This window comes from Lysinibacillus sp. FW12 (assembly GCF_050817245.1).
GTDB lineage: Bacteria > Bacillota > Bacilli > Bacillales_A > Planococcaceae > Lysinibacillus > Lysinibacillus irui.
In genome coordinates, this window is the sequence record NZ_CP139094.1 from 1,712,664 (window position 1) to 1,735,015 (window position 22,352).

23 protein-coding genes and 1 other annotated feature are annotated in these 22,352 nt (G+C 37.3%); of the genes, 15 read left to right on the top strand and 8 right to left on the bottom strand.

The window, feature by feature from the left end:
* Positions 1 to 62 precede the first annotated feature (62 nt).
* The 3 genes from SJW71_RS08755 to SJW71_RS08765 form a co-directional block, all read right to left on the bottom strand.
* Positions 63 to 1,397 carry a hemolysin family protein gene (locus SJW71_RS08755; RefSeq protein WP_431812008.1) on the bottom strand — a complete coding sequence of 445 codons (1,335 nt, stop codon included), beginning with the start codon at positions 1,395 to 1,397 and terminating at the stop codon, positions 63 to 65.
* A 32-nt stretch (positions 1,398 to 1,429) separates the two neighbouring features.
* Positions 1,430 to 1,834 (bottom strand): MerR family transcriptional regulator, encoded by a 405-nt coding sequence (locus SJW71_RS08760; RefSeq protein WP_312506842.1) that lies wholly within the window; start codon positions 1,832 to 1,834, stop codon positions 1,430 to 1,432.
* A 155-nt stretch (positions 1,835 to 1,989) separates the two neighbouring features.
* On the bottom strand, positions 1,990 to 2,475 hold the full coding sequence (locus tag SJW71_RS08765; RefSeq protein ID WP_274797352.1) for a hypothetical protein: 486 nt from the start codon (positions 2,473 to 2,475) through the stop codon (positions 1,990 to 1,992).
* A gap of 199 nt (positions 2,476 to 2,674) precedes the next feature.
* On the opposite strand from SJW71_RS08765, the gene SJW71_RS08770 reads away from it, so the two are divergent.
* Entirely contained in the window at positions 2,675 to 2,803 is a 129-nt protein-coding gene (locus SJW71_RS08770) for a hypothetical protein (protein ID WP_274793754.1), read from the top strand.
* 123 nt (positions 2,804 to 2,926) lie between these two features.
* On the opposite strand, the gene SJW71_RS08775 is transcribed toward SJW71_RS08770, so the two are convergent.
* The 4 genes from SJW71_RS08775 to SJW71_RS08790 form a co-directional block, all read right to left on the bottom strand.
* Positions 2,927 to 3,499 carry a 5' nucleotidase, NT5C type gene (locus SJW71_RS08775; protein WP_274793753.1) on the bottom strand — a complete coding sequence of 191 codons (573 nt, stop codon included), beginning with the start codon at positions 3,497 to 3,499 and terminating at the stop codon, positions 2,927 to 2,929.
* Between the two features lie 12 nt (positions 3,500 to 3,511).
* Positions 3,512 to 4,627 (bottom strand): flavodoxin-dependent (E)-4-hydroxy-3-methylbut-2-enyl-diphosphate synthase, encoded by a 1,116-nt coding sequence (ispG, locus tag SJW71_RS08780; RefSeq protein WP_274793752.1) that lies wholly within the window; start codon positions 4,625 to 4,627, stop codon positions 3,512 to 3,514.
* 96 nt (positions 4,628 to 4,723) lie between these two features.
* The gene (locus SJW71_RS08785) at positions 4,724 to 5,068 is read right to left on the bottom strand and encodes a hypothetical protein (protein ID WP_274793751.1); all 345 of its coding nucleotides are present in this window, start codon (positions 5,066 to 5,068) and stop codon (positions 4,724 to 4,726) included.
* Positions 5,069 to 5,120: 52 nt separating this feature from the next.
* Complete coding sequence (locus SJW71_RS08790) at positions 5,121 to 5,639, bottom strand: DUF1189 family protein (RefSeq protein ID WP_431812009.1); 519 nt, start codon at positions 5,637 to 5,639, stop codon at positions 5,121 to 5,123.
* Positions 5,640 to 5,830: 191 nt separating this feature from the next.
* Here SJW71_RS08790 and SJW71_RS08795 point away from each other — a divergent pair, with 191 nt between their 5' ends.
* The 5 genes from SJW71_RS08795 to SJW71_RS08815 all read left to right on the top strand — a co-directional run bounded on the left by SJW71_RS08795 (position 5,831) and on the right by SJW71_RS08815 (position 12,708).
* The gene (locus SJW71_RS08795) at positions 5,831 to 7,462 is read left to right on the top strand and encodes a Na/Pi cotransporter family protein (RefSeq protein ID WP_429978764.1); all 1,632 of its coding nucleotides are present in this window, start codon (positions 5,831 to 5,833) and stop codon (positions 7,460 to 7,462) included.
* Positions 7,463 to 7,529: 67 nt separating this feature from the next.
* Entirely contained in the window at positions 7,530 to 8,009 is a 480-nt protein-coding gene (locus SJW71_RS08800; RefSeq protein WP_274793748.1) for a DUF456 domain-containing protein, read from the top strand.
* Between the two features lie 174 nt (positions 8,010 to 8,183).
* On the top strand, positions 8,184 to 8,789 hold the full coding sequence (locus tag SJW71_RS08805; protein ID WP_016995356.1) for a superoxide dismutase: 606 nt from the start codon (positions 8,184 to 8,186) through the stop codon (positions 8,787 to 8,789).
* Positions 8,790 to 9,073: 284 nt separating this feature from the next.
* Entirely contained in the window at positions 9,074 to 11,278 is a 2,205-nt protein-coding gene (locus tag SJW71_RS08810; RefSeq protein ID WP_322605690.1) for a peptidoglycan D,D-transpeptidase FtsI family protein, read from the top strand.
* A 72-nt stretch (positions 11,279 to 11,350) separates the two neighbouring features.
* A protein-coding gene (locus SJW71_RS08815) for an IS3 family transposase (protein WP_274793488.1) occupies positions 11,351 to 12,708 on the top strand; the annotation gives its coding sequence in 2 pieces (ribosomal slippage) (positions 11,351 to 11,804 and positions 11,804 to 12,708; 1,359 coding nt in all).
* Positions 12,709 to 12,780: 72 nt separating this feature from the next.
* Here the strand turns inward: SJW71_RS08815 and SJW71_RS08820 are convergent.
* Positions 12,781 to 12,972: a hypothetical protein gene (locus tag SJW71_RS08820; RefSeq protein ID WP_274793746.1), complete on the bottom strand. Its 192-nt coding sequence runs from the start codon at positions 12,970 to 12,972 to the stop codon at positions 12,781 to 12,783.
* A 333-nt stretch (positions 12,973 to 13,305) separates the two neighbouring features.
* On the opposite strand from SJW71_RS08820, the gene SJW71_RS08825 reads away from it, so the two are divergent.
* From SJW71_RS08825 to SJW71_RS08865, 9 genes are all read left to right on the top strand, one after another.
* Positions 13,306 to 14,280 carry a PstS family phosphate ABC transporter substrate-binding protein gene (locus SJW71_RS08825; protein WP_274793745.1) on the top strand — a complete coding sequence of 325 codons (975 nt, stop codon included), beginning with the start codon at positions 13,306 to 13,308 and terminating at the stop codon, positions 14,278 to 14,280.
* A gap of 64 nt (positions 14,281 to 14,344) precedes the next feature.
* On the top strand, positions 14,345 to 15,292 hold the full coding sequence (gene pstC, locus SJW71_RS08830; protein WP_312506837.1) for a phosphate ABC transporter permease subunit PstC: 948 nt from the start codon (positions 14,345 to 14,347) through the stop codon (positions 15,290 to 15,292).
* A 1-nt stretch (position 15,293) separates the two neighbouring features.
* Complete coding sequence (gene pstA, locus SJW71_RS08835) at positions 15,294 to 16,172, top strand: phosphate ABC transporter permease PstA (protein WP_274793743.1); 879 nt, start codon at positions 15,294 to 15,296, stop codon at positions 16,170 to 16,172.
* A 12-nt stretch (positions 16,173 to 16,184) separates the two neighbouring features.
* Positions 16,185 to 17,018 carry a phosphate ABC transporter ATP-binding protein PstB gene (pstB, locus tag SJW71_RS08840; RefSeq protein ID WP_431812010.1) on the top strand — a complete coding sequence of 278 codons (834 nt, stop codon included), beginning with the start codon at positions 16,185 to 16,187 and terminating at the stop codon, positions 17,016 to 17,018.
* Between the two features lie 13 nt (positions 17,019 to 17,031).
* Positions 17,032 to 17,691 (top strand): phosphate signaling complex protein PhoU, encoded by a 660-nt coding sequence (phoU, locus tag SJW71_RS08845; protein ID WP_274793741.1) that lies wholly within the window; start codon positions 17,032 to 17,034, stop codon positions 17,689 to 17,691.
* Positions 17,692 to 17,867: 176 nt separating this feature from the next.
* A complete protein-coding gene (locus SJW71_RS08850; protein WP_341386577.1) occupies positions 17,868 to 18,740 on the top strand; it encodes a hypothetical protein in 873 nt (290 codons plus the stop codon).
* Positions 18,741 to 18,818: 78 nt separating this feature from the next.
* Positions 18,819 to 19,877 (top strand): mechanosensitive ion channel family protein, encoded by a 1,059-nt coding sequence (locus SJW71_RS08855; protein ID WP_431812011.1) that lies wholly within the window; start codon positions 18,819 to 18,821, stop codon positions 19,875 to 19,877.
* Between the two features lie 50 nt (positions 19,878 to 19,927).
* Positions 19,928 to 20,138, top strand: a binding site (T-box leader).
* Positions 20,139 to 20,368: 230 nt separating this feature from the next.
* Entirely contained in the window at positions 20,369 to 21,754 is a 1,386-nt protein-coding gene (trpE, locus tag SJW71_RS08860) for an anthranilate synthase component I (RefSeq protein ID WP_431812012.1), read from the top strand.
* Positions 21,751 to 22,323: an anthranilate synthase component II gene (locus SJW71_RS08865; protein WP_429978774.1), complete on the top strand. Its 573-nt coding sequence runs from the start codon at positions 21,751 to 21,753 to the stop codon at positions 22,321 to 22,323. The genes trpE and SJW71_RS08865 overlap by 4 nt, the downstream gene beginning before the upstream one ends.
* Positions 22,324 to 22,352 lie beyond the last annotated feature (29 nt).

Consider the following 22,352-nt stretch of genomic DNA (forward strand, 5'->3'; position numbering starts at 1 on the left):
TTATATAGTGCGATGGCTATTAATGGAATAAGGAATAATTTTTTGGGAGCCTTGCTATACCATTACATTTGTACTTCTGTTATGACGGAGGCTGTTTTTCTGAGAGGTCGAACCTCGATATAGTGAATTTGATGTCCTTGCTGCTCATAGATGCTAAAAACAAAGGAGTCGAGCTCAATGTTTTTTGATGCTTTAATGCCATTATTGACAGTTAAGAACCAACCACCTAAAGTTTCTACTTCCTCTGCATCTAGCGTAATGTTTAATAGATTTTCAACATCCTCTATAAGCATTTTTGCATTTAATATATAGTGATGATCTGTAATTTTTCGAATATCTGCAATTTCATCATCATCAAATTCATCTCGGATTTCACCAACAATTTCTTCTAAGATGTCTTCAACAGTCACTAGTCCAGATGTACCTCCATATTCATCCATTAAAATGGCCATATGGATGCGCTCTTTTTGCATGCGTACGAGTAGTTCCTGAATAGGAATTGTTTCAATGACTCGAATAACTGGGTTAATGAAATCTTCCAGTACTAATGACTCGTCTGTAAGTTGTTCGAGTAAGCCGTGTGTAAAAAGTTCCTTTGCATTGATAAAGCCTAAAATATTATCGCGGTCACCATCAAAAATAGGGTAGCGCGTATATTTTTCAGCGGCAATAGTATGAATGATCGTTGTAAAGGATTCATTTTGTTCAATCCCGACAATTTCTGTTCTAGGAACCATGATTTCACGAGCAATACGTTCATCAAATTCAAAGACATTATTCACATATTTCAGCTCGGATTTATTAATTTCACCACTTTTAAAGCTTTCAGATAGCAATAAACGCAATTCTTCCTCTGTATGTGAAAGCTCATGTTCACTAGCAGGCTTCATGCCAAATAAACCAACCAAAACGCGTGCAGAGCCATTTAAGAACCAAATGAACGGATACATTATTTTATAGAAAAACATAATGGGCTTTGCAAATAGAAGGGTAATCGTTTCTGCCTTTTGAATGGCTGCAGTTTTTGGAGCTAACTCACCAACTACTACATGTAAAAATGTGGCAATGGCAAAGGCCGTACCAATCGTAAAGATCGTCATATACTTATCTGAAATGCCGACCATTTCAAATAGAGGATGAAGCATAAATTCAAACGTTTTTTCTCCAACCATCCCGATACCAAGGGCTGTTACTGTAATACCTAATTGGCAGGCAGATAAGTATTCATCTAAATGACTAACAACATGTTTTGCAGCAATCGCTTTTTTATTGCCCTCTGCAATTAGCTGATCCAATCTTGAGGAACGTACCTTTACAATGGCAAATTCTGTTGCCACGAAAAAGCCTGTTAATGCTAATAAAATGGTAAAAATCGATAAGTTTATTATGGTCTCCAAATAGTCGTTCTGTAGAAACAGAACGTCACCTCCTAATTATGAATGAGTAATAGTAAAGATTGCATTAAGGCAATACTTTCAGGGGAAACGTTTTTCTTTATATGTTCAATTTTTTTATGATCTTGCTTATCTAGTTGTTCTAGCAGAGAAGTGACATCATGCTCTAAGTCTTGCATTTTTAAACGAAGCATTTGTACGTCAATTTCTTCATATGGTGTGATGTTCATTTCATGTTGGATTTCCACAAGTGTAAGCCCCTGTTGTTTGCGTCGTTCAATAAAATGAAGCCGTTCAATCATAGTAGAGTCATAGTAGCGATAATTCGTTGCAGAACGCTCTGCATCCAACAAACCAATATTTGTATAGTAATCAATTGTTCGTTTCGTTATGCCAGTTTTTTCTGCAAGCTCGCCAATTTTTAATTTATCTGTCCCAATGCAAACACCTCCAAACCATCACGTGATGCTTTAATTATAACGTGATGGTTTTTATTAATTCAAATGATTGGTATCGATATTTCAAAATTGTAAGATTTCTTCAATGGAAAAAATAACGTTTCTGACACAGTTGAATGCCAGAAACGTTACTATGTTCATGGAAGTAAATAGGTATCATATAGGTGATGGAGTGCATCTTCACCATTTTGTTCTAAGAGAATTTCCCCGTTATATGTAAGAGTTACTTTTGTTTGAGAGCTATCAATTTTGTCATCGATTATTTTACATGAAACGGTCACAACACCAGCTTCAGCAAGCATTTCTTTCATCTCTTTATTCCATGACTGGTCAGAAAATAGTGGGGGCTGCCAAGTACCTCTCACATGTAGCTCATTTTTTTCGGGGTCATAATCCCAGCGTATGTCACGTAAAATAGTTTTAAATAGGTCATTAACTGTAAATGATGTGTCTTGATAGTTAATGTCTATAGCGCGTATAGCATGTACATCTCGACTAACTGCACTAGCTGCGGAGTTGGCCGCTGAATTGATGCCCGAAGCAGCATCCTTTATTTCTGATATTCGATCACCGCAGCCAGACAGTAGTGCACAGATGCATGACATACAAGCAACTTTTGTCATCCATTTCACAAGTAGTCCCTCCAGTCTAGTAAGTTGTTATTACTATCTTATCGAAAAGAAAAATATGAAGAAAGGGCATGAAGGCGGCAGATTGTGACGGTTTTGCAACGATGCGACCTCCACTTGATTGTTCGGCATTTTGGAAGTATAAAAGTCTGAAAATTTAGTAAAATATTGAGGAGAAAGGGAGCGGTTTGTGATGAAAATTAATGATGAGATGCTTGATCGATTAGGGACGTATTTTGTTTATCATGCTGTTTATGATACTTATGGTATTACCTTTGAAAACTTTGTGGAGCGTTGGTTACGAGGAATTCTGGAGGTTTAGTGAAAAGGAATTGAACTTGCCATCATGGGCTCAATTTTTTTGAATATGCATGTTTATTCAAAATCTATGACATATAACGGTAGAATGAAAAGAGTCGTGTCCATGTTGGAACACGACTCTGTCTTATTTGAAATAATTTGTGATAAATTGATTTGCTTCATGCCAGTTATAAACCCTTACAACGTTGTCAGGGACAGCCAGACGGTTATACGGTGTATCAAATAATACGACAGGAATTTTTAGCTCTTCAGCAAGCATCACCGCATTATCGTGCTTATCCTCAAAAAAAGCTTCTACGTGATGTTTTTTTGCAGCAGCCAATTTATCATGGCTACCGAGAAGCTCGATATGATCGTAAGGGATAGCTTGCGTTTTAAACCAATTAACAGTGATATCTGCTACATTTTCACCTCGTGCAGAAATATAATACAGCTCGAAATTGTTTTTCCAAGCAGTTAGAATATTTTTTGCATCTTTTGCTACTTCAGAGACTTCATACATGTATGGCTCATTTTCCTTAAACCATGTGTTAAAGGCACCTCGGTCAACAGGGTGTGGAAAGGCAGATAAAAAATCGTATTCGCAAACATCATCAAGCGTAATATTTACGTTATATTGTTTATTAATATGTGGAATGAGTGTACTTGGACATGTTACAGTCCCATCAATATCAATACCAAAGCGGGGCTTTTTCATGCTAGTACCTCCTTAGGCATTCGCTTTTTGAGCTTCTTCTGCTGCGCGCTTTTCTTCCATTTCTGCCGCTAATTTATCAATTTCTTTTTTCAGCTCTTCCACCATTGTTTCTTCAGGGACTTTACGGACCGTTTTCCCTTTCATGAATAGTAAGCCTTCGCCACGTGCACCGGCAATACCGATATCTGCTTCACGTGCTTCACCAGGGCCGTTTACTGCACAGCCTAATACAGCTACTTTTAAAGGTACATTTAATTTCGAAATATATTCTTCTACTTCATTGGCAATGGAAATTAAATCAATCTCAATGCGTCCACATGTTGGACAAGAGATTAGGGTAGCCATGTTTGAAGCTAGACCAAATGATTTTAATAGTTCTCGTGCTACTTTTACTTCTTCTACTGGGTCAGCAGATAGTGAAATACGCAATGTGTTCCCAATTCCTTTTGATAGGATGGCTCCAAGTCCTGCTGCTGATTTTACGGTACCAGCAAATAGCGTACCTGATTCAGTAATACCTAAATGTAGCGGGTAATTAAAGGCCTTAGAGGCTTTTTCATAGGCTTCAATAGCAAGATTTACGTCAGATGCCTTCATCGATACGATAATATCGTGGAAGTCCAAGTCTTCCAAAATTTTAATATGGTGAAGAGCCGACTCAACCATACCATCCGCTGTAGGATAGCCGTATTTTTCTAAAATATGACGCTCTAATGAACCAGCATTTACACCAATACGGATTGGTATACCTTTTGCTTTGGCAGCATTGACAACCGCTTCTACTTTTTCTTTACGACCAATATTACCTGGGTTAATACGTACTTTATCAATACCATTTTCAATGGCTTTTAATGCTAATCTATAGTCAAAATGAATATCAGCTACTAATGGAATATGGATACGTTTTTTAATTTCAGCAATCGCATCTGCTGCACGTTCATCTGGTACAGCAACACGAACAATCTGACAGCCTGCTTCCTCAAGACGAAGAATTTCCGCAACTGTTGCTTCTACATCATGTGTTTTGGTTGTACACATACTTTGAATGAATAATTCATTACTACCACCAATTGTTAAGTTACCGACACGTACAGGACGTGTATTTGAACGGTGACAAATTTCACTCATTAACTTTCTCTCCTTTTCGGGCCACTATTTTCAGCCTTCACTGTCATTTATTTTAGCAGTGTAAGAAAATAAGGACAAGGAAGAAACGCTAACTTTTCATTTTAGGCATTTGTTTTCAAATTCAAACGAGAGAGGAAGCTTGATATTTTCACCAGGAATTAGTGCTTGTAATTGTAAGTGTGGGTTTAAGTTATAAAAAAGTTGTAAGCGTTCTGGAAAGGTCATGGGAACTTTTGCAGGGTGTAGGGCAAATAGGCTATGAATGGTATCTCCTTCAATCGTTTGTACTGTAATATAATTGGGCTCACGCTGTTTCTCACAAAGTCCATTTTCTGAGTTTTTCGTGGTTAAAGCAGCCAGCGGTATGGACCCTTCTGTTAAATCTACTTTGACAACAAAGGCGATGACAATGATGATAGCTGTTAAGATGAATGCGCGCAAAAAATCCCCTCCTTTTCTACACTATATTTAGAAGAGGGGGGATTCATGCACATTATTTTATATTTGGTTGTTTCGGATATTTTGTAAAGGCCACAATTAATAGAGTAACAGTTAATAATAAAGAGAGTACAGAGATAATGGTACTGTTAATTGGTAAATAGTCTGCTAGCATCGATAGTAAAGTTGCCCAAGTAATAGCAAAAGTAGTTGTTCTCCAGATGTGACGATATTCTCCACGGCGTTTCATCACTTTAAGGATAAATAAACCAGCTAAAGCATAAAGAGCAATTTGTGCAAAGATGAGCATCGTTGTAAAGACAAAAAGCATCAGAAATGTGAATGGATATAAGAGCCATTTAATGCCATCTATGTATTCGGTTAAACCATTGAAATTATCCATATCAAACATATCGACTGACATACCAGCCGCAAAGCGACCTAAAGAGAATACGGATACGATGGTAATGAGTAGAAAAGTATATTGAATAACCTTTCCAATAGGTAATAAACGATAGGCTGCTAGTTTTTTAGGATGAATAAGACTATCGATAAAAAGCTGTGAGTGTTTCATGCTATATCTCCTCCAAGTGATAGTTTAACATGTTCGTAGAGGACAAGGTATGAAAGAAGTATAAATGAAGTCAGTTTAGATGATAAAATGTTAACATTATGTAAAGAAGTTAAAGGATTTCTTTACTTTTTGTTTGTAATCATTTAATGATTAGAAATAGAGTAGAGATGTAAGAATTGGAGCGAAAATAATTGACAATCGATTGGCAAAGCATACTCTTTCAGTTTTTAGGTGGGTTAGGGGTATTTTTATTTTCCATTAAATTTATGGGAGAGGGGCTTCAGAAATCAGCGGATGATCGTTTACGTGAATGGTTAAATCGCTTTACCACTAACCCGATTATGGGCGTCTTAGTGGGCATCATTGTAACAATTTGCATTCAATCAAGTTCGGCAACAACAGTAATCACTGTGGGGTTAGTGAGTGCTGGTTTTTTAACATTACGTCAAGCAATCGGCGTAATTATGGGGGCAAATATTGGTACTACCATTACAGCTTTTATTATTGGGATTAATATTGGTATCTATTTTTATCCTTTGCTAGCTATCGGTGCGGGTTGTCTATTTTTCTTGAAAAAAGCAACGTATCAACATATTGGTCAAATACTATTTGGCTTTGGGGGTTTATTTTTAGGACTAGAATTGATGAGTGCTAGTATGCAGTCATTACATCAACTAGCAGATTTCGCATCCTTAACGCTTCATTTAAGTAATCAACCAATATTAGGTGTATTTTTAGGGTCCATTTTTACATTACTAGTGCAAAGCTCTACTGCAACAGTTGGTGTGCTGCAAGGTTTATATGCAGAACATTTAATTGGCTTAGATGGTGCTTTACCGATATTATTTGGTGAAAATATTGGCACGACCATTACAGCGGTTTTAGCTTCTCTTGGTGCCTCTATCTATGCAAAACGTGCAGCTGCAGCACATGTACTTTTTAATGTCATTGGCACGATTATTTTTATGATATTTTTCACACCATTTATGCAATACGTACAGTGGGTGAGCGGGGTATTTCATTTAGAGCCTCGCATGCAAATTGCTGTAGCACACGGCTCTTTCAATGTCTTTAATATGATGATTCAATTACCATTTATAGCTGGACTAGCGGCATTGGTTACAAAGTTACTACCAGGACATGATGGCAATATTAATGTAACAACAAAGCATTTAGATCCAACATTTATTGATTCCTCTCCAGCCATTGCACTTGGCCAAGCGAAAGAAGAAGTTTTACGAATGGGTGAGCATGCTTTACGTGGATTAGAAGAAACATTTTTATATATGAAAACCGGTGAATCTGAACATATTCCTACGGTTTTACAATTAGAGGTTGGACTTAATCATTTAGATAACGAGATTACGGATTATTTAGTCATGGTGTCTAAGCAGCCTCTTTCTCGTGCAGACTCAGTAAGACACCATACCCTATTAACAAATGTGCGAGACTTTGAACGGATTGGCGATCATTTTGAAAATATAATAGAACTTTTACAATACAAGGATCACCATGAAGTGAGCTTAAGTAAATCAGCAAGACAAGATTTGATTGGTATGTTTAGTTTAGCAATAGAGGCTGTAAGGAAAAGCATAGAAGCACTGGATACGGCGAGCTTAAGTTTAGCCCAAGAAGTGACAGAGTTAGAAAGCTTGATTGATGACATGGAGGATAAACTCCGTCAAAAACATATTGCACGATTGAACACTAATGAATGTAGTGGGGCTGCAGGGATTGTCTATATGGATATTGTCAGCAATTTGGAACGCATTGGGGACCATGCGGTAAACATTGCAGATTCTATTTTAGGTATTCGTCATTAGCGACATGAAACTTTTCGCTTTGTTAATCCGTATGAAAGGCAACGCACGATAAAAGGAGAGAAACTGTATGGAAGTTGTTGGCTGGATCTTAGTGATTGCCTGCTTTATTATTTCATTTGTTGGTTTAGTGTATCCCATCATCCCGGGTGTTCTGTTTTTGGTTGGTGGATTTTTGCTATATGGCGTATTTTTCTCATTCGCAGACTTAAACTGGTGGTTCTGGGTGATAGAAATACTATTTGTAGTGTTATTATTTGGAGCCGATACTGTGGCAAATGCGTTTGGTATAAAAAAGTTTGGGGGCTCCAATGCTGGCATGTGGGGGAGTACCATTGGTTTATTAATTGGTCCATTTGTTATTCCAGTGGCAGGGATTTTAATTGGCCCATTTTTAGGTGCAGTGATCGCAGAATTAATTGTTGAAAAACGCACATTTAGTGAGGCAGTGAAAAGTGGTGTAGGCTCCTTAATTGGCTTTTTAACATCTACAGTTGCCAAAGCTGTCATTCAAATTGTGATGATCATTGTATTTTTTATCGCGATTTAGCCTTCACTTTTGATGTTTAATGATTGTGACGTAAGGGTAAGATAGTAAACGTATCGGTATTTCGGTCAAAAGGCTGAAATCTTCAAATTGAAGTATTTTTCGTTGAATGGTTTGACCAATTTTGATAATCTAAGGATGTACTAATTATTTCTTATTTTAGGGAGGAACTTAACAATGGCTTACGAATTACCACAATTAACTTACGCTTATGATGCATTAGAACCACATATCGATGCAAAAACAATGGAAATTCACCATTCTAAACACCACAATACTTATGTAACAAACTTAAACGCAGCAGTAGAAGGTACTGAATTTGCTGAAAAGGATATTAACGACTTAATCGCAAATCTTGATGCTCTTCCAGCTGACAAACAAACTGCTGTACGCAACAACGGTGGCGGACATGCTAACCATACATTATTCTGGGAAGTAATCGCACCAGGCGGCTCAAATACACCAGTTGGCGAAGTAGCAAAAGCAATCGATGCTAAATTCGGTTCTTTCGATGCTTTCAAAGAAGAATTTGCTAAAGCTGCTACAACTCGCTTTGGTTCAGGTTGGGCTTGGTTAATCGTTGATGGTGACTCAGTTGCTGTTACGTCTACTCCAAACCAAGACTCTCCAGTAATGGAAGGTAAAACACCAGTTCTAGGCTTAGATGTTTGGGAACACGCATACTACTTAAACTACCAAAACCGTCGTCCAGATTACATCGGTGCATTCTGGAACGTAGTAAACTGGGATGTAGTAGAAGCTAAATTCCAAGCTGCAAAATAATAATGTTAAGTAAATGGCTATGCCAACGGTGAGCAATCACTGAGGCATAGCCTTTTTTGTTGGAAAAAAATGTTCAAGTTTGCAGCTTGGAATTGTTAATCTGACGAATAAAGGATATCGAAATGTTAGGTAGCAGAAAGTAAGGCAACCTTTCTTTAGAAAGACCGTCAAATAAATGATGTTTTCCACAAGAATTCGTAAGTGCGTGCTTTTCTGTCATACCTTCGAATGGTATACTTAGTATCGTGTATTGAAATGATTAGAAGATGAGGAGGGGAATACATATGCGCAAAGCACCAGGAAAAAACCGCGCGGCGAGTGTTAAAGCAAAACATCACTCTAATTTAACATTTCGTATGAATATCCTTTTCTTTGCAATATTTATCGTATTTTCAATGTTAATATTTAGACTTGGCTATATGCAAATCGTCAAAGGGGAAGATTATGTACGTATTTTAGAACGTACAGAAGAAGTTCCTGTCAATACAAGTGTGCCTAGAGGTCGCATGTATGATCGTTACGGACGTATTTTAGTAGATAATCACCCAGAAAATGCGATTACGTATACGAAAATGCAAACGACAACATCAGAGGAAATGCTCGATATCGCGAAAAAGTTAGCACAATTAATTGAACAACCAACAAATCGTGTCACACTGCGTGATAAACAAGATTTCTGGATACTCAAAAATCACGATGCTGCCTATGAAAAGGTCACAAAGGCAGAAGAAACAAAGATCCGAACAAAAGAAAATATTACAACAAGTCAAATCAATGCAGAGATTGATAAACTGGTACGAGAACGTATTACGAATGAAGAGCTTTTACAATTAACAGAGGAAGATTTAGAAGTATTAGCTATTTATCGAGAAATGGTGTCTGGCTATAATTTATCTCCTCAAATTATTAAAAGTGAAAATGTATCAGCAGAAGAATTTGCACGTGTATCTGAGCGTTTAACTGAACTGCCAGGTGTTAACACAACAACAGACTGGAAACGTGTAAAGTTATCATCTTTATCTATTCTTGGACGTACAACGGTTCCAACAAAAGGGATACCGAAAGAGAAGCTCAATTATTATTTAGCACGTGACTACTCACGTAATGACCGAGTGGGAGAAAGTTATATTGAAGCCCAATATGAAGAATTACTACAAGGTCAAAAAACAGTCGTCAAAAATATTACCAATAAAAAAGGACAGGTAGTCGATACAGTTACCACTTATGAAGGGGAGCCGGGTAAAGACTTAATCCTATCATTGGATAGTGAGTTGCAAGCTGCAACGGATAAGATTGTAGAAGAAGAACTGCTTAATTTAAAGGCACTTCCTGGATCGTACTTATTAGATCGAGCCTTTTTAATTATGATGGACCCGAATACAGGGGACATCTTATCTATGGTTGGTAAGAAAATAGAAAAAGACCCTGAAACGGGGAAAAATATAATTGTTGACTACTCATATGGATCATTTACAACAGCCTATGAATCAGGTTCGTCTGTTAAGGCAGCAACCGTTCTTACAGGGTACAATCAAGGCGTTATTTCGATGGGCACTTCGATGGGAGATGAGCCGATTAAATTAGCTAGCACAGAACCTAAAGCGTCTATTTTTAACCGAAGTGGCTATGTACCAATGAATGACCAGTTGGCATTAGAACGTTCTTCCAACTCTTATATGTTTAAGATTGCGCTGTTAATTAATGGAACACCGTACAGTTATGGTATGCCTTTACGTTTAAAGGATGATACATTCCCAAAAATGCGTAATAACTATGCGCAATTTGGTTTAGGTGTAAAAACAGGCATTGACTTACCAAATGAATTTAGTGGGGTACGAGGTCCATCAGGGCCAACAACGGGTGGTAAAACACTCGACTTGGCGATTGGTCAGTATGATACGTATACACCACTTCAATTAGCACAATATATTTCAACTATTGCTAACGGTGGCTACCGTATTCAGCCACATGTTGTAAAAGAGGTTCGTGATCCTTCACAGGATGGGAAGCAATTAGGACAGTTAGTGACTGAAGTAGGGCCAACTATTTTGAATCAAATTGACAATCCTCAAGAAGAGATTGATTATGTAAAACAAGGGCTTCGTCGTGTTTATACTGGTACACAAGGTACAGCACGTGGTCAATTCGCTGATGCTCCATATACAGCAGCAGGTAAAACAGGTACTGCAGAGGTAGTATACTATGGTCCACTACGTGAATACTTTGGTACAAACACGATCAACTTAACACATGTTGGTTTTGCACCATATGAAAACCCTGAAATTGCTTATGCTGTTGTTATTCCTTGGGCAACGACAAACTTGAATACACACTATACCCATAATAACGTAATTGCTAGACGTTCATTAGATAAATACTTTGAATTAAAAGCCAAATATCAAGCAGAAAAAGTGACAGATAGTAATGTAAAACAGCCAATTTTACCTGCCATTACAGAGGAAAAGATTGGTGAAGATGAGCAACAATAAATAAACCGCTAGGCATTTATGAACTGCCCCGTAAAAGTTAGACACCAATCTAACTTTTACGGGGGTTTTTTTATGGCAAAAGTAAAGGCTGAACAACGTATTCAAGCAGTCCAGCGATACTTAAATGGAGATGAATCTATGATTGAAATCGCAGAAGACATCGGAGTGACAAAAAGGGTTGTAAGTGAATGGGTTCGCCGATATCAAAAAAATGGTGTAGAGACTTTCTTAAAGTCCTATACAAACTATTCAGCTGACTATAAAATGAATGTACTAAATTATATGAACGAGACAGGTACATCTTCAGTTGATACAGCTGCTCTCTTTAATATTTCATCTTCTGGCTTAATTCGGGGTTGGAAATTAAAGTTTGAAGTTGGTGGTTATGATGCTCTTGTTTCCAAGAAAAAGGGGCGTCCATCCATGAAAAAAGACACAAAAAGAACAACGAAATCAATACCAGCTGAAGGGTCTGTTGAGGCGTTAACAGCACGTATTAAACAATTAGAAATGGAGAATGCATACTTAAAAAAGTTGAATACTTTAGTTCAAATGAAAGAAAAATTACCAACCAAATCAAAGCGCAAGTAATTTACGAACTAAAGGAAATCTATGAAGTGGTGGAATTAATCAAAGTCGCTGATATTCCACGTAGTACGTATTATTACTGGGAAAAGCGTTTGAATCGTACTGATAAATACGCTGATGTGAAAGTCGCAATTCAGTCCATTTATCATGAACATAAGGGACGTTATGGCTATCGTCGGATTGCTAAAGAACTTAAAAAATACGGCATTGTTCATGATCCCAAAACGATTAACGGTTTGATGAATGCCATTGGCATAAAATGTGAAGTCCGCATGAGGAAATATCGTTCGTATAAAGGAAAAGTCGGAAAAATTGCCCCAAACATATTACAACGTGATTTTACAGCGAAAAAAATGAACGAGAAATGGGTAACAGACGTGACAGAGTTCCATCTATTTGGTGAGAAACGCTATTTATCACCAGTCCTTGATTTATGTAATGGCGAAATTATTGCATACACGGTAATGAATCGTCCAGTGTATAACCTCGTCCATGATATGCTAGAACAAGCATTGGAGCGCATTCAATCAGGTGATCAAGTCGTTCTTCATTCGGATCAAGGTTGGCACTATCAAATGAAAAAGTATCAACGAACCTTAAAACAACATGGGATTACGCAAAGTATGTCCCGTAAGGGCAATTGTTTAGATAACGCAGTCATAGAAAATTTCTTTGGCTTATTAAAATCTGAACTCCTGTATCTACAAGAATTTGAATCCATGGCACATTTCGAACAGGAACTTCATGACTATATTCACTATTACAATCACAAACGAATGAAGGCAAAATTAAAAGACCTAAGCCCGGTGGAGTACCGAACTCAGGTCTTAGAAGTAGCTTAACTAAATATGTCTAACTTTTTTGGGTCAGATCATTTAAGTGCCTGGCGGTTTTTCTATTATAGAAAGAAAAAGTTAGGCAGATAATTGCTGAATAGCTAATTCAAACTGCTCTTTAGGCTTTTTCCCATAAAGCTCTATATTGTGATAGAAATAAGAAGCTATCATAAATTCAATGGCTTCTTGAAGTGTAAATTCCCGATGTTCCATTATTAATGACAAATATGTTTTAAAATAATCGGCATTTTGTACTTTTGCATGTTTCATGACAAAGGTCAAACTCTCCTTATCCAATACTGCTCTGTATAATGATTATCATTTTTCTGTGATATTCCTCAGATGCTTGCGCTAAAGTCTCCCTTATAGAGGAGTCTTCCTCAATCTATATATTATACTTCTTGACACAATTTTCTATTATAACACCTTTCCTATAGGAAGCAAGTTTCCTCAATTGTAAATGTATCTTTACAATCGTTTACAAAGCATTACATTCCTTTACATCTCTTTTACGAACAGTTTATACGACTTCAACAATCAGTCATTATAGTAAAGATTGTAAGACAAATAACTATAAAACAGTTCATGACGGAGGCAAATGAGATGAAAAAGTGGAAGTACTTAACGATGACAGCAGTAATGGGTTCTGCATTAATGCTAGGTGCATGTGGTAGCGATTCTGCACAAAATGGAAACAATGCAGAAACAAACGCACCAGCAAGTTCAGGACAAGAAGCTGCTGATGAAAAGCTACAAGGCTCTGTAGCTGGAGATGGCTCATCAACAGTTGCGCCAATTATTGAAGCAGTTGTTGAAGAGTATGCAGGTACACAACCAGATGTCAAAGTATCAGTGGGGGTTTCTGGTACTGGTGGTGGTTTTGAAAAATTCATCGCGGGTGAAACAGACTTTTCAAATGCATCTCGTAATATAAAAGATGAAGAGAAAGCTAAGTTAGAAGAAGCGGGCATTGATTTTACTGAGCTAGCTTTAGCATATGACGGTTTATCAGTAGTTGTGAATCCAGAGAATGATTGGGCGAAGGATTTAACGGTAGAACAACTACAAAAAATTTGGATTGAAGATGGTAAAGAGAAAAAATGGTCTGATATTGATCCATCTTGGCCAGATGAAAAAATCGTTTACTATTCACCAGGAACTGATTCAGGCACATACGACTACTTTGATGAAGTCATTTTAGATGGAGCAGATCTAGTAAGCTCAGCAACATTATCAGAGGATGATAATATGCTAGTGCAAGGTGTGGCTGGTGACAAAAACGCAATTGGCTTCTTCGGCTATGCCTACTATCTAGAAAACAAAGATAAATTAAACATTGTCAAAGTAAATGGCGTAGAGCCAACTAATGAAACAATTGAAGGTGGAGAATATACACCACTTTCACGCCCATTATTCACATATGTGAAAAATAGTGCGATGAAAGACAATGAAGCAGCATATGACTTCATTAAATTTACACTTGAAAACGCAGGTGATATGGCTGAAGCAGTAGGCTATGTGCGTTTACCAGAAGAAAAATATACTGAAGGCCTAAAAACGTTAGAAGGCTTAAAATAAGTAGACATGCATAGAGGGGAAGAGATGTATGCTCTTTCCCTCGCTTATTTGAAAGGAGTTCCCAATGGTTTCTCAAAAGGAAAATAAGACATCATCTGTTCAGCAATTAATTGCAAATTCGCGCAATCAAAAAACAAAGAAAATAGTGGAAAAAGCAATGCCAACTCTATTATTTTCTGCAGCTATTATCTCTATTTTGACGACATTTGGCATTGTTTTCACCCTTATTTTTGAAACGTTTGAATTCTTTAAACGTGTGTCGATTACGGACTTCCTTTTTGGTACAAAATGGTTACCGTTTTCAGGGAATGAACCGTTGTTTGGGATTTTGCCGTTAATCGCAGGAACATTAAAAGTGACACTTATTGCAGTTGTAGTAGCCGTGCCATTTGGAATTGCTTCAGCTATTTATTTAAGTGAATATGCAAGTGAGAAAACGAGAAGAATTGTGAAACCTATTTTAGAAGTATTAGCAGGTGTACCAACGATTGTATATGGTTTCTTTGCTTTAACGTTTGTCACACCTCTATTACAGGAAATTGTACCTGGACTAAAATTATTTAATGCCTTAAGCCCAGGAATTGTTGTAGGGATCATGATTTTACCAATGATTACATCTCTTTCAGAGGATGCGATGTCTTCTGTACCAAATAGTATGCGTGAGGGAGCTTTAGCCCTAGGAGCAACAAAATTTGAGGTAGCAATCAAAGTCGTATTACCAGCAGCACTATCTGGAATTGTAGCTTCAGTTGTATTAGCTATTTCCCGGGCAATTGGAGAAACGATGATCGTATCTCTTGCGGGTGGTTCTACACCGAAATTTGATCTCAATGTAACGGATTCCATTCAAACGATGACTGCATACATTGTACAAGTTTCAACTGGTGATGCAGGCTATGGTACAACTATTTACTACTCTATTTATTCAGTAGGATTTACATTATTTATCTTTACGCTAGTAATGAATTTACTTGCTCACTATATTTCTAAACGCTTCAGGGAGGTTTACTAGCATGCGTTATATGGATGATACAGTCGTCATGAAACGAATGTCAAAGCGTATTACATTCAATAAAGTTTGGAAAGCATTATTTTTCTTAGCTACTACGTTTGCGCTTGTGACATTAGCCATTTTGTTATATCGCATCGTGACACAAGGAATTGATTACTTAAATATTGATTTCTTAACGAATTTTGCATCGAGGTTTGCAGATAAGGCAGGGATCAAGGCAGCTTTAATAGGTTCGCTTTGGTTAATGGCAGTTGTTGCACCTGTATCGATTATTTTAGGTGTAGGTACTGCAATTTATTTAGAAGAGTATGCAAAGAAAAATAGAATCAACGACTTTATTCGAATGAATATATCGAATTTAGCAGGTGTACCTTCCATTGTTTTTGGTTTGCTAGGGTTAACAATTTTTGTACGTATGATGGGTCTAGGTAAAAGTATTTTAGCTGCTGGGTTAACAATGAGTTTATTAATCTTACCTGTTATCATTGTGGCTGCACAGGAAGCCATTCGTGCTGTACCGAATGAGCAACGAGAAGCTTCATATGGTATGGGTGCAACAAAATGGCAAACGATTTTACGTGTTGTGCTACCTGCTGCAATTCCAGGTATTCTGACAGGCAGTATTTTAGCAATGTCTCGTGCCATTGGAGAAACAGCACCACTTGTTGTTATCGGGATTCCAGTTATCCTTCAGTTTTTACCGAACGGTTTATTGAGTCAATTTACAGCCTTACCAATGCAAATCTATGATTGGGCAAAAAGACCACAAGAAGCCTTTCAGTATGTGGCAGCCGCAGGTATTTTAGTGCTCATGACTGTCCTGCTATTGATGAATTCAATTGCCATCTTTATTCGAAATAAATTCCAAAAACGTTATTAATGAGGTGACCTTATGGTTCTAGATTTAAAAGATGAAAAAACAATTGTTAAACCGATTAGAGCGACAACTAAGCCTGCTGCGGAAGTGGCCAAAAGTATTGTCTATGATACACGTGATTTAAATTTATGGTATGGCGATCATCATGGCTTGAAGGATATTAATTTAAGCATCTATGAAAATGAAGTAACGGCGATTATTGGGCCTTCTGGCTGTGGTAAATCGACGTATCTGAAAACGTTAAACAGAATGGTCGAGCTTGTACCAAGTGTTCGTACATCTGGTGAAATTTTATATCGTGAACGTAATATTTTAGATAAAAATTATACGGTTGAGGAATTAAGAACACGTGTAGGAATGGTGTTCCAAAAACCTAATCCGTTTCCAAAATCTATTTATGATAACATTGCATATGGACCAAGAATCCACGGTATTAAGAATAAAAAAATTCTGGATGAAATTGTTGAGAAGTCGCTACGTGGCGCAGCAATTTGGGATGAAGTAAAAGATCGTTTAAATCAAAATGCTTATGGCTTATCAGGTGGTCAGCAACAACGTATTTGTATTGCTCGTTGCTTAGCGATTGAACCAGATGTCATCTTAATGGATGAACCAACATCCGCATTAGACCCAATCTCTACATTAAAAGTAGAAGAGCTTGTGCAAGAGCTGAAGCAGGATTATTCAATTGTTATCGTGACACATAACATGCAACAAGCTGCACGTATTTCCGATCGTACAGCATTCTTCCTTAGCGGAGAAGTAGTAGAATACGATAAAACGGATATCATCTTCCAAACACCAGCAGATCAACGTACGGAAGACTATATTTCAGGACGTTTCGGCTAAGGAGGAGCAATAGATGGTAGTACGTGAGCGTTTTGAACAAGAGCTGAAAGAAGTGCAGGGACAATTTGTGGCCCTTGCCAACAGTAGTATCCTAGCATTAAAAACAGCGTTTGAAGCTTTAGTAGAGCAGGATTTAGAAAAAGCCTTAAAAATTTTAGAAGATGATTTAGTGATTAATCGTCTTGAAGAAGCGATAAATGATCATGTTATTTTAATGATTGCTAAGCAACAACCAGTGGCAACAGATTTACGCCGTTTAATGGTCCTTGTAAAAGCCGCATCCGATATGGAAAGAGTGGGCGATTATGCAGTCAACATCGCTAAAGAAGCCATTCGAATTGGCAAAGAACCTATAGTATTTCCGATGACTAATTTGCAAACAATGTGTAATAAAACAGTAGAAATGTTAGAGAGTATCATGAAGGCCTTTACAGAAGAAGATACAGTGCGTGCTAAAGAAATTGCTGAATTAGATGACTATGTAGATGATTTATATGGTGCAACGGTTACACTTTTACTTCGCGCTGGTGTAGAAAATCCGGCACATATTTCTCAAATTACACATCTCACATTTATCTGCCGCTATTTAGAACGTTCGGCTGACCATGCCACAAATATTGCCGAACATCTATTTTACTTAGTCAAAGGCAAACATTATGAATTAAATAATTAAGGGGGAAGAGCTGCTAATAAAGCTCTTCTTTTTATTTGGACAAAAGTTCACTTGTAGGAGCAACCAAGTTTTTTTAGTATCGTCAATATAACGAGCGTATTTGTATTGTCAAAAAAATTTTTTGGTTATACTATAGACATTATCCAAAAAATGTGGTGCTTTGGAGGTGCTGCTACGTGAAAAATCCGATACAATCACTCATAGAAAAATTGAACTTGGACATGACAGAAGAGCAATGTAACTATTTACATTTTTTGTATGAAAATCTACATCTTGAAGAACTAAACGACAGGGAGCAACGTTATTTCATCGACTACTTTTTCAAGAGTGAGCCTTTACGCAATATGGCAGCATTTGCACTTGAATTGGCAGATATTATGCATGAAATAAGAGAAAATATCCCTCCTATTGAGAAAGCTGAACGCTTAGCTGATGGCCGTGAACAACGTTTGTATTATGAACACAAATGGTCAGAGCTCAGACGTCAAAAGCTCAAGCAGCAAACGTTGAAAAGTGGAAATGTGTTTTATGTTCCATTTCATGAGTATAAGCAAGAGCCTGGTCCGTTAATTATTTGTTTGGAACAAACTACAGGGATGGCTGTTTACTCAGAGCTTTGTAAAAGCATGATTTTGCCATTATTTATGAATGCACATCGTGAAAGTCGCGATTTATATATTGTCCCTTATGATCAGCAAATACATGTTCATTACCGCTTTGAAAATGGACATTTAAATTTAGCTGATTTTAAAAGCTTTATCGAATATAAGGCAAAGGGAGAGGCTGCTATTTTGCCTGTTTTGCAGTTTGTTAAAGCGTTGCTGCAGGAAAATCAACTTGGTGCTGAAGCAGAAGTTATCATTTTTACAGAAGGAACGCCCATTGATGGAAAGCATTTAGTAGGGAAGCAAACGAAAATCATGCTAGAGGAAATGAAGCAAAAATACCATGCTGAATTTTCAGTCATTGCGATGCAGGAACATAATTTTAATAAACAGCAATTTTGGTTTGCTAGTAAGGCTTTTTTTGCGGATGATGCAATACAATAACAAAAGGGGGCTAGCCATTATTACTACAGGTCAGCTCCTTTTTGTTGGAGATACATAGGTACTTTAAAGGAGAAATACATGGATTCATTACATTGGTTTTTACCTAAATTTACAGTCCCGACATGGATGGATGTCTTGATTGCCATCATCATTTGTCTAGTTGGTTGGCTTATTCAACGATTTGTCATTAAAAAAATTATTAACCGTGTTGTAACATTTCTAAGAAATCGTCAGCGACATTTCCAAGCAAACGTGCTAGCCCAGTTTAGTAAAGCAATTGGCTTTGCGTTTATGACGGCTGTCATTGTTCTCAGTCTATCATATCTAATAGAAGTCCCATTGTTTACGCATAAATCAACAAAAAACTTTGTCCTATCTCTTATGGTGTTTTTTGTTTTTAAAGGTGTTTACGATGTATTACATTTTTATACGAAGCAGCCATTTGAACTAACGAGTGAAGAGGATCAGAATGTTTTATTACCGTTTTTTCTACGAATTGGTAAAGTACTTATTATGATTTTTGCTATGTTTACGATTGCTTCGTTATGGAATTTCAATCTCAATGGTTTTTTAACAGGGATTGGTTTAACAGGAGTAGCGATTGCCTTTGGGATTCGTGATACATTAGCTCATGTGTTTGGGGGCATGTCCGTAGCATTAGATAATCCATTCCAAATTGGGGATTGGATAGCGACTGAAGATCAGAAAATCGAAGGGACAATTGAAGATATCAATCTTAGAAGTACCTTAATCCAAACAGGAGATAAAGGGCTTGTGTATGTACCGAATTCTTATTTAGTCAATCGACCAATTTATAATTTATCGAGACGAGAAAAAAGAAAATGCGAACAATTTCTCTATATAGCTGCAGAAAATGATGAGGATACTATCCGTGGCGCTTTATCGGCTATGCATAAGGAAATATATTTACATGCTCAAACAGAGAAAGAGATGATTCATGTTTATATTGATGAATTTCATCATAATTGTTATCGTGTGCTCATACGTTTCTTTATCGCAACGAACGACACAGCTATTATGATGGAAGTACGGCAGGATATTTTATTCGCCATTCGTCAAATAGTGAAGGATTTTTCAATTACGTTAGCGTCCTCTCCAGAGGATAACGATTTATAAAACAAAAATAAATTGAATTGTGTGATAGTTTGCTTTACAATATTAGCTAGAAATCAGCATTGATGAAGAATAGTAACTATTATTGATTTGTCATAGAGAGCTAGTGGTTGGTGGAAACTAGTACAAACGAATAGTGAATGGACTTCGGAGCTCTAATCCTGAACTACAAGTATGGATTAGCGTGTGCCTACGTTATAAGGCTTAGAGAGGGTCTTGCTTAAAGACCAATGAAGGTGGCACCACGGCTTTTCCGTCCTTTTGTGATGGAGAGGCCTTTTTTATTTTGATTCAGCAATATTTATTCCGAAAAATGATGATGCCAGGTATAATAGATTTCCTCCTTTTATGAGGGAGATCAATACTTAATTTGCATACGGATTTTAAGCAACCGTTGAATCAAGATGATGTCTCAATCGAATGTAACAGAGTTTTCTTGAGACATCAAGATATATTGGTGTAGAAGAGCAGAGCTTAGAGAAGGAGAGAAGAGTATGACAGTTGAGGTTAGAAAGTATGCCATGAAAGTTTTACAGGGGGATATGATGACCCCTATCTCTGTGTATCAATCACTTACAGGGCAGCATAAAATGTTGTTCGAATCATCAGCTAAGCATGAGGAAAGTGGAAGATATTCTTTTATCGCCCTAAATCCAGTAGCTGAATTAAAAGGAAACAAGGAAGAATTCTACTTTTCCAAAGGACAAGAAAATGACAAATCAAAGGGGAATGTACTCGATAAATTAAAGAAAGTCATACCCTTCCATGAAGAAAGCTATCCCTTTGCCTTTTTTGGTGGAGCCATCGGTTATTTTGGCTATGAAACAGCTTTTTATACGGAAAAAATCGGAGAATATTTACAGGATGAATTAGTGATGCCAGATGTCCATGTATTTTTCTATGATACATTCATTGTCTTTGATCATCTAACACAGGAAATTACGTTAGCTTCAATTGATCTATTTCAGGAGGGACGTTCATTAGCAGAAATGGAGAATGCTATTACAACGATGGAACAACAACTTTGTGCAGGTACGACCTTTGAGGCATTGCAGGTAGATGAACTACATTTTAAGCCAATGCTTTCAAAGGAGCAATTTGTCTCTTTGGTGGATCGAGCTAAGCAGCATATTTTGAGAGGCGATATTTTTCAAATTGTGCTATCACAACGCTTTTCAGCACCATTTACAGGCTCTCCATTTTCACTTTATCGTCAATTACGTACATCTAATCCATCACCGTATATGTTTTACATGGATTTTGGTTCCTATATTATTTTAGGAACTTCCCCTGAAAGTCTTGTGAAAGTTAAAAATCGTATGGTTACAACGAACCCAATAGCAGGTACAAAGCCTCGCGGTGAGACAACAGTACAGGACGAAGTAATTGCAAAAGCTTTGTTAGAGGACGAAAAGGAAATAGCAGAGCACCGAATGCTAGTGGATCTAGGGCGCAATGATCTAGGGCGTATTGCCAAAGTTGGTACCGTAAAGCTTATGAAATACATGACTATCGAACGCTATAAATATGTCATGCATATTGTTTCAGAGGTAACGGCGGAACTACGAGATGACCTCCACATTCTAGATGTTTTACGAGCATCTCTACCTGCTGGGACGGTGTCAGGGGCACCTAAAATTCGTGCCATGCAGCTGATAAATGAATTAGAATCGATTAAGCGTGGTGTCTATGCGGGAGCGGTAGGCTATATTTCAACTACAGGGGATATGGATTTGGCACTTGCTATTCGTACAATGATTATTAAAGATCAACAAGCACATGTACAGGCAGGGGCTGGAATTGTCTATGATTCAGATCCATTGTCGGAATACGAGGAAACACTTAATAAAGCTCGTGCGCTATTGGAGGTAAGAAAATGATTTTATTAATTGATAATTATGATTCCTTTACCTACAATCTATTTCAACAAATCAGTATGCTTGGTAAAAGTGTCACAGTCGTTCGAAATGATGCTATTACAATAGAAGAAATTCAAGAAATGTCACCCGAAGCTATTATTTTATCCCCAGGACCAGGAACGCCGGCTGAAGCGGGTATTACTGTGAATGTGATTAAGGAGCTACATGGAAAATTCCCTATTTTAGGTATTTGCCTTGGCCATCAATCGATCGGGCAGGCTTTCGGGGCAAATATTGTGCAAGCCAAAAACATTATGCATGGAAAGCTGTCACCGCTTCAGTATAAGAATACGGGCTTATTTGCACAACTAAATGGAGACATTGAGGTTATGCGTTATCATTCCCTTATTATTGAAGCACAGACATTGCACAAAGATTTCAACATTATTGCTACAGCAGGTGATGATGGGGAAATTATGGCGATTCAACATAAAAAATACCATCTTTATGGACTGCAGTTTCACCCGGAATCCATTGGCACAAAAGAAGGCAGTATCATGATGAAAGCCTTTTTAGAAAATATAGCGTAATGATACAGAAAAAAGCTGTCGCTTCATTT

Excerpts from the sequence above, each read along its gene's own strand:
- SJW71_RS08765 (WP_274797352.1), bottom strand. The coding sequence starts at position 2,475 with ATGACAAAAGTTGCTTGTATGTCATGCATCTGTGCACTACTGTCTGGC.
- SJW71_RS08770 (WP_274793754.1), top strand. The coding sequence starts at position 2,675 with ATGAAAATTAATGATGAGATGCTTGATCGATTAGGGACGTATTTTGTT.
- SJW71_RS08775 (WP_274793753.1), bottom strand. The coding sequence starts at position 3,499 with ATGAAAAAGCCCCGCTTTGGTATTGATATTGATGGGACTGTAACATGT.
- ispG (WP_274793752.1), bottom strand. The coding sequence starts at position 4,627 with ATGAGTGAAATTTGTCACCGTTCAAATACACGTCCTGTACGTGTCGGT.
- SJW71_RS08790 (WP_431812009.1), bottom strand. The coding sequence starts at position 5,639 with ATGAAACACTCACAGCTTTTTATCGATAGTCTTATTCATCCTAAAAAA.
- SJW71_RS08800 (WP_274793748.1), top strand. The coding sequence starts at position 7,530 with ATGGAAGTTGTTGGCTGGATCTTAGTGATTGCCTGCTTTATTATTTCA.
- SJW71_RS08805 (WP_016995356.1), top strand. The coding sequence starts at position 8,184 with ATGGCTTACGAATTACCACAATTAACTTACGCTTATGATGCATTAGAA.
- SJW71_RS08810 (WP_322605690.1), top strand. The coding sequence starts at position 9,074 with ATGCGCAAAGCACCAGGAAAAAACCGCGCGGCGAGTGTTAAAGCAAAA.
- SJW71_RS08820 (WP_274793746.1), bottom strand. The coding sequence starts at position 12,972 with ATGAAACATGCAAAAGTACAAAATGCCGATTATTTTAAAACATATTTG.
- SJW71_RS08825 (WP_274793745.1), top strand. The coding sequence starts at position 13,306 with ATGAAAAAGTGGAAGTACTTAACGATGACAGCAGTAATGGGTTCTGCA.
- pstC (WP_312506837.1), top strand. The coding sequence starts at position 14,345 with ATGGTTTCTCAAAAGGAAAATAAGACATCATCTGTTCAGCAATTAATT.
- pstA (WP_274793743.1), top strand. The coding sequence starts at position 15,294 with ATGCGTTATATGGATGATACAGTCGTCATGAAACGAATGTCAAAGCGT.
- pstB (WP_431812010.1), top strand. The coding sequence starts at position 16,185 with ATGGTTCTAGATTTAAAAGATGAAAAAACAATTGTTAAACCGATTAGA.
- phoU (WP_274793741.1), top strand. The coding sequence starts at position 17,032 with ATGGTAGTACGTGAGCGTTTTGAACAAGAGCTGAAAGAAGTGCAGGGA.
- SJW71_RS08855 (WP_431812011.1), top strand. The coding sequence starts at position 18,819 with ATGGATTCATTACATTGGTTTTTACCTAAATTTACAGTCCCGACATGG.
- trpE (WP_431812012.1), top strand. The coding sequence starts at position 20,369 with ATGACAGTTGAGGTTAGAAAGTATGCCATGAAAGTTTTACAGGGGGAT.
- SJW71_RS08865 (WP_429978774.1), top strand. The coding sequence starts at position 21,751 with ATGATTTTATTAATTGATAATTATGATTCCTTTACCTACAATCTATTT.